The following is an 11774-nucleotide window of genomic DNA, read 5'->3' as shown; positions in this document are numbered from 1 at the left end:
GTCCTGGATCAACCTCCGCCGCTTGAGCTGGAACAGGTTTTCGAAGCGATCAGGGGGTTCACTTCGACATGTCGTATCTTAGCTGTCCCAGTTCTTGATTTGCTCGTCGAGAGCCCGGAGGACTTCGCTGCGGGTCTCCGCGTCCATCTCGCTGTTCTTGGCAATTTCAGCGCGAGCCTGCTTAAGCCCTTTCAGCGCTTCAGCCATCACCTTGCTCTTGCACAGCATGACAACACGTGTGCCGTCCTCGCGGGTCTTTTCCGAAGCGATTTCATCTCCGTCGCATTTCATTTCGACGGTCGTTCGGCCGCCTTCCGAGCTTTCAAGTTCAAGCCTCACTTCCTTGATGGCTTTTTCCGCTTCCGCGCGCGCATCGACCGATTCCGCAATCGCAAGACGCACTTCGCGCTGCGCTTCCTTGCGGGCCTTTTTCGCTTCCTTGCGAACCGCACGCTCTTCCTCGCGAACTCGCATGGATTCCGCATGTTTCCTCTCAACCTTCAGTTCGATCTCGCGACGCTCCTCATCGCTCAGCACTTCGCCATTTCTGATGACATAGACCTTCTCGACGCGTTCAGTTGTTCCATCTTCAAGAGTTTCCTCTTCAACGGAGCGCCAGACTTTGTCGCCGCTTTCGACTTCAAACTCCACATCAGGCGCTTCAGGTGGGGACGGCGGAGCGGGAGGAGTTGGAGCACCAGGTGCCTCAGGCGACGCTGGAGGAGCAGGCGGCGTCACAGCTTCTTCAGCAAACGCCTCTTCAACACTCTGCCCCTCAGCGTAGGACACCGTTGCGGTAAGCGGCAGCGCAATCAGCGCCCCTGCCAGCAGAACTGCGCCTGTCTTGCGCCGCTGTGACGTGTGTTGGCTCATCTTCAAACTCCTCAATCGTTCAATTATGCTTTTCTCGCCGAGCACCGGACACGCCATAGGCGCTGCGAGCGCGACATTGGGACCAGCGGCAAAGCTGGCAATTACCCGCGCGTAATCAGCGCGTTTCTCTTCCGGGCAGTGTTCGACAACCCGCGCATCACAGGCCGATTCCTGATCGCGGCGGAGCGCTTGCCACCCGTAATATCCAAGCGGGTTGAACCAGTGCAGCGCGAACAAGGGCTGCATCAGCATGTTCACCAGCAAATCGCCACCACGGTGGTGCGCAAGCTCGTGCGCGACTGCCAGATCACGGGTCTCGCGGTCATGCATGGCCAAGAAGCCGGGCGGCAAGGCAACCACTTTGTCCTTTACCCCGAAAGCAAGCGGAGCCGTCGCGGCTGGTGTTTCCATCAAGCGCACCTTGTCCGCTAAGCCGACCTCTTTTGCATCCTCGAGCATTTCTTCGCGCATGTCGCGATAGCCCTTGAAGCGCGTGAACAGGAACACAGCGGCCCCGCCGAGCCACAAGGCGAGCGTCAACGCTGTGAGCATTGCTGGCTCAAGCATTGGACTTGCTGCGGTCTGTTGTGCCACCGGCGCATTCGCTGCTTGCTCCGCGAGCGCAAGCATGACCGGATCAGCTGATGCTGCAACTTCTACAACGGGAGCGAGAGCCACCTCTCGCGCCGGCGCCATCCATGCAGGAAGCACGATGGGCGGCAGGATCAGCCGAATGAACGGGATGAACCACAAGGCGTAAGCGACGCGCGGCCCGAAAGCCTTCGCCACGGGGCGCCGGATGAGCAGCACGAGACCGATCAGAACGCCGGTCCAGAGCAATGTGTCGTAGAGCCAGTCCGTCATGGCTTGAGCTCCTTCAACAGCGTTTCAATCTCAGCGAGATCATCTTCTGTGAGAGCTTCTTGCTCAGCCAGATGGGCGAACAATCCGGCAGCGCTTCCACCAAACAGCCGATCAACTAGGCGGCGCGATTCTCCGCCGACATAGTCAGCGCGTTCAATCACAGGGCTGTAGAGATAGCGGCGACCATCCGGACGCGTGGCGATGGCACCTTTCTGGACCAGTCGGCCCAGCAGCGTCTTCACAGTCGCAAGGCTCCAGCCCCGCTTGGCTGCAATAGCATCGCTGACATCGGATGCGGAAGCAGGGTTCTTTGACCACAGCACTTCCATGACCGCATATTCGGCTTCGCTGATGCGTTCAGGCGTTGGATTGTCTGAATTACTCATCCGTCCCTCCTCGAACTCGTTCTGTTACAGCCGGAATCTCAATGACGATTACGGGTGTAGTCAAAGCGACTACGGCTGTAAACATTGCTATCGGATGAACAGCACCGAATCCCGCTTGCTTCTCTGCAAACGACATTTCACCATGGATGAATGACATGGAGAACCTATCTTTCAGGCGCAATTGCCGTCGGCATTGGCCTCGCCGCAGGGCCTGCGGCTGCTGAAGAACCCTTCCTGCCGCAAACGATCCCGGTCGCCTTTGACTCCGCTGATCCGGATAACATCGAGCTCGGAGAGCTCATTTATCGCGGCGGCGTCGAGATCGAACCGGGCGAAGAAGAGGTCGGCGCGATTTCCGGCTTGGATTGGTCGGATGGCCAGCTCTATGCGGTGACGAGCGATGGGCGTTGGCTGATGATGCTACCCGATGCGATCCAGAACAGGCTTACTGACATTGTCGAGATCGAAATGGGGCCTTTGCTCGACGAGCGCGGCAAGAAGCTGCGCGGTGACGAAAACGTCATGGCGTCATCTATCGAGCGTTCGGAGGATGGCGGCTGGCTGGTTCAATTCGACGGCAATAAGCGTATCTGGCGCTACGCGGATTTGGGCGAAACTGCCGTGCCTCATGATGTTGCGCTCCACCCAGTCCTCGCGGAACTGGACGCAAGCGAGAGCCTGGAATCCGAGCAATATGTCGCAACCGGCTCTGACTGCGCGAGCAATGGTGTGTGCTATGTCCTTCTGCGGCGCGGAACGCCGGAAACAGGTTTTGGCGTTGCGATCCACGCAGTCGGTCCGGGCGGCAATGGCGAGCGCCTCGCCGCATGGGGGCCGGAACTGACTGTCGGCAATTTCGAAGGGCTGGCCGTTCGCGAAGAAAACGGCTTGACCTATCTCTACATCGCATCGGACAATGGCGGCGGCGCGGAGGATCAGCGCACGCTGGTTATGAAGTTTGAAGTCAGTACGCGTGCAGCGACAACGCCGGGCGTCGGGCCCAAAGTCTATGCGACCGAGCTTGTAGAGCTGGAAACCGAACTCGGCACGATTACCATTTCGCTTGAAACTGAGCGCGCGCCGATCACGGCCGCGAACTTCCTGCGCTATGTAGACGAAGGCCGCTTTGACGGCATCAAATGCTATCGCGCTTTGCATGTCGAAGGCGGTGAAGAGCCCTCCGGTTTCCTGCAATGCGGCGCGCAGAATGATCCCAAACGGCTGCTGCCTCCTGTCGCGCATGAGCCGACCAGCGAGACCGGATTGAGCCACACCAATGGCACACTTTCCATGGCGCGCTTCGATCCCGGCACGGCGACAGGCGACTTCTCCATCATGATCCGCGATCAGCGCGGTCTTGATGCGGTTCCGGGTTCAGACGATCCCGCACGCAGGCCCGGCTTTGCTGTATTCGGCTATGTCGTTGACGGCATGGAAGTCGTTCACGCGATCCACGCCAAACCGCGCGATCCCAACAAAGGGGAAGGCTTTATGAAAGGACAGCTGCTGGCGGAGCCTGCTATGATCAAAACCGCCCGGCGCGTTGCCCCTGAAGAAGGATCAACCCCCGGGGCTGAATGACGGGCGTCCGACGGGTTTCGTTGCCCGGCGTGGTATCCCCGCTTCGAGAGGGATGAGCCATTCCTCCGTACCGCTTCCGATCGCAGTCTGCGGCTGCGAAGGCCTGACTCGCGCGGCACGCTCCCATCCGCTGATCGCATCGCGCGCTTCGCCTGCCGCGGCCTCAAGTGATTGCGGCTTGCGCAGTGCATTGTTGATCAGCGCGTCGCCAAAGAAGGTCCAGTCATTTTCCGCGCGGCAGCCGAAGCTGGTCCGGTCGGAACGTGCTGCCGTCAGCACCGCTGTGTCGGGCGAGGAAACGAACGGGACGAACACGCCTGAATAACACGCGCTGAGGATCAGGATCCGCCGCTCCAGCCCCAGATCACGCAGAGCATCGCGCAGCACTTGCGGGGACAGGATACCATAGCCGGTATTGCCGTAGTGGTAGGCGAGACCCTGCGGAATGCCGTGGCTGGTCGTGTAGAGCACGAGCACGTCCTCGTCCGTATCCATCGTCTCGGCAATGCTAGCGAGCGTTACCATCAGTGTACGGATCGAGCCCTTGGGAAGCCCTGCGTTCTTCCCGTCCGGCCCCGCGAGGACAATGGTGCGATCCTCGGCATTGTATCGGCGGCTCAATACCTTACCCGCTTCGCGCGCCTCACGAGCAAACACCGGATCGCTGTCGAGCGCGATAGTCACGACATAGGCGTCAATTGTGCCAGGGCGTTGCGGCGCGAGATCCTCCAGCGCCTCATCGAGCAAGCGGCGTTCGCGCAGCAATTCCGTCGGCGAAATACCGCGCTGCATCTCCGGCCCCATGGAGAGCGTCCGCATGCGCTCGCCTTGCGTCTTGCCTGTGCCAAGGATTGGCCAATTGGTCGTGTGTGGTGGAGGCTGGACGGGTTCAGAAGCGTCTTGTGCTGACGAGGCAGCTGCGAGCGTGACGCTGACACACGCGGCCATTGCTGCAAGATTGCGAAGCCCCTTCATTGGGGTGGATGTTGGCGGTGAGATTGAAAGGGGTCAAGTGCAGGCTTTGGCACCCGGACACACGTCCTTCGACAAGCTCAGGACGAACGGATTAGAAAGAGGACTTTTGCTTCGCCGAGGTTCAGCTAGATGAGCCCTAGATCTTCCGCCTAATGGCTCGACCAAGAAAGAAGCCGATGATGCCAGTTCCAGCTGCATAGGCTGTGTAGAAAAGGATCGCCAATGATGCCGTTGAATTCAATTTCTCAGGATCGATGAACGAGAATTCAACGTTAGCTACGAGAAAGAATGTAACTGGTACAATACAAGCGATAGCACAGCCGCTTTCCGCATCGCCCTTCACGTACCCGATCAAGCAGCCGAGCAGAAAACCTCCAATAAGATAAATCGGGAGCGTCAATACACCCGCGCTTTCGGCTTGATGTATTCCGCATCGTCAGTGAGCGTGTATTCGTGCACCGGACGGTAGTCGATCTTCACCGATCCGCCATTGCCGCCCCAGCCTTCGAACCAAGCGATGGTGTGCTTCATCCACTCGCTATCATTGCGGTCAGGGAAGTCCTCATGCGCGTGCGCGCCGCGGCTTTCCTTGCGGTTCTCCGCCGACGCCATTGTGACGACCGACTGAGCCATGAGGTTGTCGAGCTCCAGCGTTTCGATGAGATCGCTGTTCCAGATCAGCGAACGATCGGAGACCTTCACGTCTTCCATCCGCTTGTTGATATCCGTCAGCTTCTGAACGCCTTCCGACATCAGCTTGCTGTCGCGGAACACAGCGGCATGCGCTTGCATGGTCTGCTGCATATCGCGGCGCAGCACAGCTGTTGGCGAGCCGCCATCAGCATGACGGAAATGGTCGAGACGGCCCAGCGCCATTTCCGCGCTGTCAGCGGCCAATTCAGGCTGGCTTGCGCCCGCCTTGGTGTTTTCTTTCAAGTGCAAGCCTGTCGCACGGCCGAACACCACCAGGTCGATCAGCGAGTTTGAGCCCAAACGGTTTGCGCCATGGACGCTCACACAGGCTGCTTCACCAACTGCGTAAAGACCCGGCACGACGTGATCGGGATCGCCATCCGGGCCAAGCGTCACCACTTGCCCGTGATAGTTACAGGGGATGCCGCCCATATTGTAGTGGACGGTCGGCGTAACCGGCAGTGGCTCGCGCGTCAGATCGACGCCTGCGAAGATCTTGCCGCTTTCCGTAATGCCGGGAAGACGCTCAGCGAGCACTTTCGGATCGATATGATCCAGGTGCAGGAAGATATGGTCACCATTTTCGCCGACGCCGCGCCCTTCGCGCATTTCAAGCGCCATGGAGCGCGAGACAACGTCGCGCGATGCCAAGTCTTTCGCTGACGGAGCATACCGCTCCATAAAGCGCTCGCCCTCGCTGTTGGTCAGATATCCGCCCTCGCCGCGCGCGCCTTCGGTAATCAGCACGCCCGCGCCGTAAATGCCGGTGGGGTGGAACTGAACGAATTCCATATCTTGCAAGGGCAGACCGGCGCGCAGCACCATGCCGCCGCCATCGCCGGTGCAGGTGTGCGCAGACGTTGCGGTAAAGTAGCACCGACCATAGCCGCCGGTTGCCAGTACGACAGACTGCGCGCGGAAACGGTGGATCGTGCCATCATCCAGGCACATCGCGATCACGCCGACGCATTTGCGATCCGCGCCTTCGCCGCTCATAATCAGGTCGAGCGCGAAGTACTCAATGAAGAAGTCCGCATCGTATTTGAGGCTCTGCTGATAGAGCGCGTGCAGCATGGCGTGACCGGTGCGGTCAGCAGCCGCACAAGTGCGCTGCACCGGAGGGCCTTCGCCCATATTCTGCATGTGACCGCCGAACGGACGCTGGTAAATCGTGCCGTCCTCGTTGCGGGAGAATGGAACGCCGGCATGCTCAAGCTCGTAAACGGCTTGCGGAGCTTCGCGAGCAAGGTACTCAATCGCGTCCTGGTCGCCGAGCCAGTCCGCGCCCTTAACGGTGTCATACATGTGCCACGACCAATGGTCGGGCGAGTTGTTGCCGAGCGAAGCTGCAATGCCGCCTTGCGCTGCAACTGTGTGCGAACGCGTCGGGAAAACCTTGGAAATGTTGGCTGTGCGCAGGCCCGCTTCAGCAGCCCCCATGGTTGCGCGGAGGCCTGAACCGCCCGCGCCGACGACCACGACATCGTAGGTATGGTCGATGATCTTATAGGCTGAGGTGTCGACCATTATGCCGCTCCTCCCAATGCAAGACGCGCGACACTGAAGATCGCGAACGCGCCTCCGCCGATAACCGCAAGATTAAGCGCCGCGATGAGGCCGAACTTCATGCCCGCTTCGTGGACGTAGTCCTCGATCAGCACCTGCAAGCCCAGCCGCGCATGCCAGAAGACGCTGATGACCAGCAAAATCATGGCGACGGACGGGATTGGCCCGGCAAGCCAGGTCGACACCGTGCCGTAAGAGAGGTCCGGCAGCAGCACGAAGCTTGTGACCAGCCACAGCATCAGCACGAGGTTTCCGACAGCTGTGAAGCGCTGCACCAGCCAGTGATGCGCGCCTTCATGCGCGGAGCCCAGTCCGCGTACCTTCCCGATGGAGGTTCCGTTACCCATTTTGTTCGACCTATTTGTTGAGGATGAGGGCCCAGAAGCCCGCTGTCAGTGCGATGGCGATAAGCGGTGATGCGATCGACCACGCTCGATTGGTGTCCAGCTCGTAGCCGGCACCGATATCGAGTACGAAGTGACGCAGTCCGCTCATCAAATGCGTGAAGAAAGCCCAGCTCAGGCCGACCATGACGATGTAGCCGACCGGCGATGTCATGATGTCGGTAAAGAATGAATAGTAAGTCGGACCGCTGGCAATCGCGCCGAGCCACCAGACAAGAACGAACAGGCCGACCAAGGCCATGCCGTCGCCGGTGACGCGGTGCAGGATGGACACCAGCATATGCGGGCCCCATTTCCAGATCTGCAAGTGTGGTGAAAGCGGTCTGTTACCCATTGTCTATCCCGAAATGTCTTGCGCCACTCCCTCGGCGCTCGCACTCCCTTACCGAATGTGTGGTGTGAAACAAGCGGGCAAGTGCGCGCAATGCCTCGACTCTACCTGCAAAGTTTCGGATAGGTGATGCAGTCAGGGCAACGCCGGCGCATAATCGAGACTTAGGCCGGAATTGTTCAGGACGCGGAGAGAGCGAAGGGAAATAGTGGTGCGATTGGCCAAGCGAACGACAAAGTCATGGGCAATTCCGGCCAAGCCGTTCCGGTGGTCGATTGAGGGCGAATTGCGGCGTCACTCGCCTCGAATGGAGAACCACTCCATGCTTCGGCTCGTTTCTAGCAATTCAACCCGCAATCGAACCATCTCGGTTCATGCGCCTGCATTGTTCTGACTGCCTTATGAGTGCAATACTACTGACAGGTTCAAGCCGCGGGATTGGTGCGGCAGCGCGCGATTTATTGAGCGAACGCGGCGCAAAAGTGATCGGCCATGCGAGCAGTTCAGGGCGTGGGGACGCGATTGGCGCGGACTTTACGCAGCCCGCTTCTCCGCAAATGCTGTGGGAAGAGGCTCTCGCGCAATCGGGCGGCCAGATCGATGTGCTCATTAACAATGCGGGACTGTTCGAAGCCAATCCGCTGCATGGCTCTGACATCGACTGGATCGACCGCTGGGAAGACACTTTGCGGATCAATCTGACAGCAGCAGCCCAGCTCACCCGATTTGCCGTGAAGCACTGGCTCGATACGGGGCGCGAAGGGCGCATTGTCCATGTCGCCAGCCGCGCGGCCTATCGCGGGGATAGTCCTGACCACTGGCACTACGCCGCTGCCAAAGGAGGCATGGTCGCTTTGCACAAGACCATTGCGAGAGCCTATGCCGGGCAAGGTATAATGAGCTTCGCGATCACGCCCGGCTTTACCGATACCGCGATGGCAGGAGACTATCTGGCATCACGCGGCGGCGAGGATTTGCTGCGCGACATTCCCTTGGGCCGAGTTGCAGAGCCCCACGAAATCGCGCGGATCATCGTGTTTTGCGCACTCGAAGCCCCAGCCAGCATGACGGGCGCGGTCATCGACGCCAATGGAGCAAGCTATGTTCGCTAAGACACTCATAGTCGCCGCTTCGTCTGTTATGCTTACGGGATGCGTGGCCGTCGCCGCTGAAGATGGCGAGCCCGGCAAGCCTGGCCTTCCCGCCGATCAGCAAGCCTTCCTTGATGCCTGCGAGCCGTGGGACGATTGGGACAAGCCCGCCCCGCCCTTCAAGGTCTACGGCAATACCTACTATGTCGGCACATGCGGAATCGCTTCGATCCTGATCAAGGGCAAATATTATGACACTCTAATCGACTCTGGGACCGATGAAGGGGCGAAAGTGGTCCTCGACAATATTCGCAAGCTGGGATTTGACCCTAAAGACATTTCATACATCTACATCAGCCACGAGCATTACGATCATGTAGGCGGCATAGCGCGGATAGAAGAGGCAACCGGGGCGACGATCGAGGCCTCTGAAGCCGCAAGCGAAGTATTGATGAGTGGCGTCACCGCTGCCAACGATCCGCAAGCCGGCTCAGACCATCCGGCTTTTACGCCGGTCAAATCTGTTGTCCTGATTTTCAAAGATACGACATTCCGCTTCAAGGGCTATGACGGCATTACTCCGATCCACACGCCCGGGCACTCACCGGGAGCAACCAGCTGGACTTGGCCAAGCTGTGAAGGCGATGTGTGTAAAACCTTCGTTTATGCCGACAGCCTCTCCCCGGTTAGCGCGGACGACTATCGCTTCTCCGATCATCCGGAATATCTCGCCGAGTACCGTGCGGGCCTAGATCGGCTTGCCGGGCTTGATTGCGATATCCTCCTCGCGCCGCATCCTTCGCATGCGCGACTCCTCAGGCATCTGGAGGAGCGGACATTGCTGACGATGGAAGCGCCGTGCGCGCAATATGCGGAAGGCAAACGGCAAGACATTGCGAGGCGCCTGGAACGCGAGGCTGGCGCGAACCAGTGACCACCAGCTGGAAGCTCTTTGCCTTTGCGCCAAAGCGGCAAGTGCAGGCCGCGCTGCTGGCGCATGAAATGGCCGAAGAGCTTGGCACATGGGATGACGAGATCGTCCTGTCGGGACGCGAGATCGCGGAAGACAAACCGCAGGATTGGGTGCTCGAAGCGTGGATGGAACGCAAACCCGGCACCGCTGAAAAAGGCGCTCTCGCTGCGCTGTTTGAAGGTGAGGCTCCCGCAATCGAAGCCGAGCGACTCCCCGATGAAGACTGGCTCACCCTCAGCCAGCAAGGAGTTGAGCCGATTTTTGCAGGCCGCTTCCATGTCCGCACAGCAGATTATGAAGCACGCGCAGACCTGACCGATATCGTCATTCCGGCAAGCCAGGCCTTCGGCACCGGCCAGCATGAGACCACTGCGGGATGCCTCGAAATGCTCGATGCGATGAAGCGCAGCGGCGTGGTCGCGCGCAATATCGCTGACATTGGTACAGGAACGGGGCTGCTGGCATTTGCCGCGCGCGAAATATGGCCCAGCGCCTTGCAAACCGCGAGCGATATTGACGAGGTCTGCGCAACCGTGGTCGCTGATAACGCAGCCATGAATGCGGTCCCGCTCGGCGCGAAGGCAGGCGAAGTGACCATGGTGATCGCGCCGGGCACCGATCACCCTCTAATCAAAGCGCGTGGGCCATATGATCTGCTCATCGCCAACATCCTTGCCGGACCATTGGTCGAGCTTGCGCCTGATTTCGGGAAAGCAGTCACGCCCGGCGGCAATCTGCTGCTCGCAGGGCTGCTGGAAACGCAAGAGCCGCGCATCCGCCGCGCCTATCGCAAACAAGGCTTTCGTCTGGCTGCAAGGCTCGTCAATGGCGCCTGGTCAATCCTGTGGCTGCGCAAGCGTCGCTAAAGCTCTGGGCCAAGCGGCTGGTGTTATGGCCGCTCGCCGCTCTGCTCGGAGCCATTTTGGTGTTCCTGCTGACCGCATGGATTGGCTCAAGCATTCCCCGCAATGCAAACTGGGAACAGCCCGAAGACGGCGTGGAAATACTAGTCGAGACCAATGGCGTTCACACGGCTCTGGTTATGCCGCTTGTGACCGAGCACAAGGATTGGCGCGCAGACTTCCCGGCAAGCGATCTGCAAGAGCCCCCGCAGCCTTACACCCATGTCTCGATCAGCTGGGGCGAGAAGGAAGTCTTCCTCAACACAGAGACATGGGCGGATCTGAAGCCTTCGGTCGCTGTGGGCGCTGTCTATGGCGGCGAGCCGCTGCTCCACATCGCGCATTACATTCGCCCGCAACCTTCCGAGAACCATCGTCCGCTCACCATCACCAAAGAGGAATACCAGAAGCTTGTCGCCGCAATCGAGCCTTACGTCCTTCCTGCTTACAAGCGACAAACCTATCCCGGCTATTCCTGGTATGACGCGTTTTATGATGCTTCAGGCAATTATTCAGCGCGGCGCACTTGCAACCAATGGACGAGCGACATGCTGGCGGCTGCAGGCGTGAAAACCGGCTGGTGGACGCCTTTGGAAGGCGGCGTGATGAAATGGGTCGAGCCGCCTCAAGACGCTGACTGAAGCGCATCTCCCAGTGCCCTTAAGGCAGCGCGCGTAAAGCTCTCCATATTGGCGATCCGGTCATCGCAGCCGGTTTGCGTCATCTGCGTATGCTCGAAGCCGCCTGGCCCGACGATGGCCGCAACGCTTTGCCCCGCAGGCGCGCCGCCCGGATGCGTTGATCCGCCGACCGAGCCGCTTTCCGAAATGCCCCATTGGGCATGGAAGTTGTCGCGGATCGAGCGTGCTTGAAGCAGCGCGTAGTCCTCGCTCGCACCGCGCATGCCTTTGTAAGCCTCACGTGGCTGGTCGAACAAGACATCGCGCGCTCTGAAGGAATAGACCACTCCGCCGCCGACAAAGAAATCGAGCGCGCCGGGCACTGTCAGCAAGCTCGCCGCGATAAGGCCGCCTGTCGCGCCGTCAGCAACAGCGATCTTTTCGCCCCGCGCGCGGAGAAGCTCTGCGATACGCGCAGCTTGCGGGCGGAGGTCGGTGAGGAGGGTCATGGTTTG

General features: G+C 59.6%; 12 protein-coding genes. 5 read left to right on the top strand and 7 right to left on the bottom strand.

Annotated elements, in window-relative coordinates:
* Positions 1–78: 78 nt before the first annotated feature.
* Both HUO12_RS03080 and HUO12_RS03075 read right to left on the bottom strand, forming a co-directional pair.
* Positions 79–1737, bottom strand: coding sequence for a M56 family metallopeptidase (locus HUO12_RS03080; RefSeq protein ID WP_176272209.1), 1659 nt, complete (start codon positions 1735–1737; stop codon positions 79–81).
* Positions 1734–2123 carry a BlaI/MecI/CopY family transcriptional regulator gene (locus HUO12_RS03075; RefSeq protein WP_176272208.1) on the bottom strand — a complete coding sequence of 130 codons (390 nt, stop codon included), beginning with the start codon at positions 2121–2123 and terminating at the stop codon, positions 1734–1736. Before HUO12_RS03075 ends, HUO12_RS03080 begins: the two co-directional genes overlap by 4 nt.
* A gap of 150 nt (positions 2124–2273) precedes the next feature.
* Between HUO12_RS03075 and HUO12_RS14475 the strand changes: the two genes are divergently transcribed.
* Entirely contained in the window at positions 2274–3704 is a 1431-nt protein-coding gene (locus tag HUO12_RS14475) for a peptidylprolyl isomerase (protein WP_232367293.1), read from the top strand.
* Here HUO12_RS14475 and HUO12_RS03065 read toward each other — a convergent pair.
* From HUO12_RS03065 to sdhC, 4 genes are all read right to left on the bottom strand, one after another.
* Positions 3684–4679 carry a C13 family peptidase gene (locus tag HUO12_RS03065; protein ID WP_232367292.1) on the bottom strand — a complete coding sequence of 332 codons (996 nt, stop codon included), beginning with the start codon at positions 4677–4679 and terminating at the stop codon, positions 3684–3686. The genes HUO12_RS14475 and HUO12_RS03065 overlap by 21 nt on opposite strands.
* 396 nt (positions 4680–5075) lie before the next feature.
* A complete protein-coding gene (sdhA, locus tag HUO12_RS03060) occupies positions 5076–6899 on the bottom strand; it encodes a succinate dehydrogenase flavoprotein subunit (RefSeq protein ID WP_176272207.1) in 1824 nt (607 codons plus the stop codon).
* On the bottom strand, positions 6899–7285 hold the full coding sequence (sdhD, locus tag HUO12_RS03055; protein ID WP_176272206.1) for a succinate dehydrogenase, hydrophobic membrane anchor protein: 387 nt from the start codon (positions 7283–7285) through the stop codon (positions 6899–6901). The genes sdhA and sdhD overlap by 1 nt, the downstream gene beginning before the upstream one ends.
* Before the next feature lie 10 nt (positions 7286–7295).
* Positions 7296–7676: a succinate dehydrogenase, cytochrome b556 subunit gene (gene sdhC / locus HUO12_RS03050; protein WP_176272205.1), complete on the bottom strand. Its 381-nt coding sequence runs from the start codon at positions 7674–7676 to the stop codon at positions 7296–7298.
* 398 nt (positions 7677–8074) lie between these two features.
* Between sdhC and HUO12_RS03045 the strand changes: the two genes are divergently transcribed.
* From HUO12_RS03045 to HUO12_RS03030, 4 genes are read left to right on the top strand one after another with little or no spacing between them, the layout of a single operon-like run.
* Positions 8075–8785: an SDR family NAD(P)-dependent oxidoreductase gene (locus tag HUO12_RS03045; protein ID WP_176272204.1), complete on the top strand. Its 711-nt coding sequence runs from the start codon at positions 8075–8077 to the stop codon at positions 8783–8785.
* Positions 8775–9698 carry an MBL fold metallo-hydrolase gene (locus HUO12_RS03040; RefSeq protein WP_176272203.1) on the top strand — a complete coding sequence of 308 codons (924 nt, stop codon included), beginning with the start codon at positions 8775–8777 and terminating at the stop codon, positions 9696–9698. The genes HUO12_RS03045 and HUO12_RS03040 overlap by 11 nt, the downstream gene beginning before the upstream one ends.
* On the top strand, positions 9695–10603 hold the full coding sequence (locus tag HUO12_RS03035) for a 50S ribosomal protein L11 methyltransferase (RefSeq protein ID WP_332310361.1): 909 nt from the start codon (positions 9695–9697) through the stop codon (positions 10601–10603). The genes HUO12_RS03040 and HUO12_RS03035 overlap by 4 nt, the downstream gene beginning before the upstream one ends.
* Positions 10582–11280, top strand: coding sequence for a DUF2459 domain-containing protein (locus tag HUO12_RS03030; RefSeq protein ID WP_176272202.1), 699 nt, complete (start codon positions 10582–10584; stop codon positions 11278–11280). Before HUO12_RS03035 ends, HUO12_RS03030 begins: the two co-directional genes overlap by 22 nt.
* Here HUO12_RS03030 and HUO12_RS03025 read toward each other — a convergent pair.
* Entirely contained in the window at positions 11265–11768 is a 504-nt protein-coding gene (locus HUO12_RS03025; protein WP_176272201.1) for a CinA family protein, read from the bottom strand. The genes HUO12_RS03030 and HUO12_RS03025 overlap by 16 nt on opposite strands.
* Positions 11769–11774 lie beyond the last annotated feature (6 nt).

The organism is Altererythrobacter lutimaris, from assembly GCF_013371495.1.
GTDB lineage: Bacteria > Pseudomonadota > Alphaproteobacteria > Sphingomonadales > Sphingomonadaceae > Erythrobacter > Erythrobacter lutimaris_A.
This window is presented reverse-complemented; position numbering and strand designations above follow the sequence as displayed.

Coding starts and splice junctions, on each gene's coding strand:
- HUO12_RS03080 (WP_176272209.1), bottom strand. CDS start 1,737: ATGACGGACTGGCTCTACGACACATTGCTCTGGACCGGCGTTCTGATC.
- HUO12_RS03075 (WP_176272208.1), bottom strand. CDS start 2,123: ATGAGTAATTCAGACAATCCAACGCCTGAACGCATCAGCGAAGCCGAA.
- HUO12_RS14475 (WP_232367293.1), top strand. CDS start 2,274: ATGACATGGAGAACCTATCTTTCAGGCGCAATTGCCGTCGGCATTGGC.
- HUO12_RS03065 (WP_232367292.1), bottom strand. CDS start 4,679: ATGAAGGGGCTTCGCAATCTTGCAGCAATGGCCGCGTGTGTCAGCGTC.
- sdhA (WP_176272207.1), bottom strand. CDS start 6,899: ATGGTCGACACCTCAGCCTATAAGATCATCGACCATACCTACGATGTC.
- sdhD (WP_176272206.1), bottom strand. CDS start 7,285: ATGGGTAACGGAACCTCCATCGGGAAGGTACGCGGACTGGGCTCCGCG.
- sdhC (WP_176272205.1), bottom strand. CDS start 7,676: ATGGGTAACAGACCGCTTTCACCACACTTGCAGATCTGGAAATGGGGC.
- HUO12_RS03045 (WP_176272204.1), top strand. CDS start 8,075: ATGAGTGCAATACTACTGACAGGTTCAAGCCGCGGGATTGGTGCGGCA.
- HUO12_RS03040 (WP_176272203.1), top strand. CDS start 8,775: ATGTTCGCTAAGACACTCATAGTCGCCGCTTCGTCTGTTATGCTTACG.
- HUO12_RS03025 (WP_176272201.1), bottom strand. CDS start 11,768: ATGACCCTCCTCACCGACCTCCGCCCGCAAGCTGCGCGTATCGCAGAG.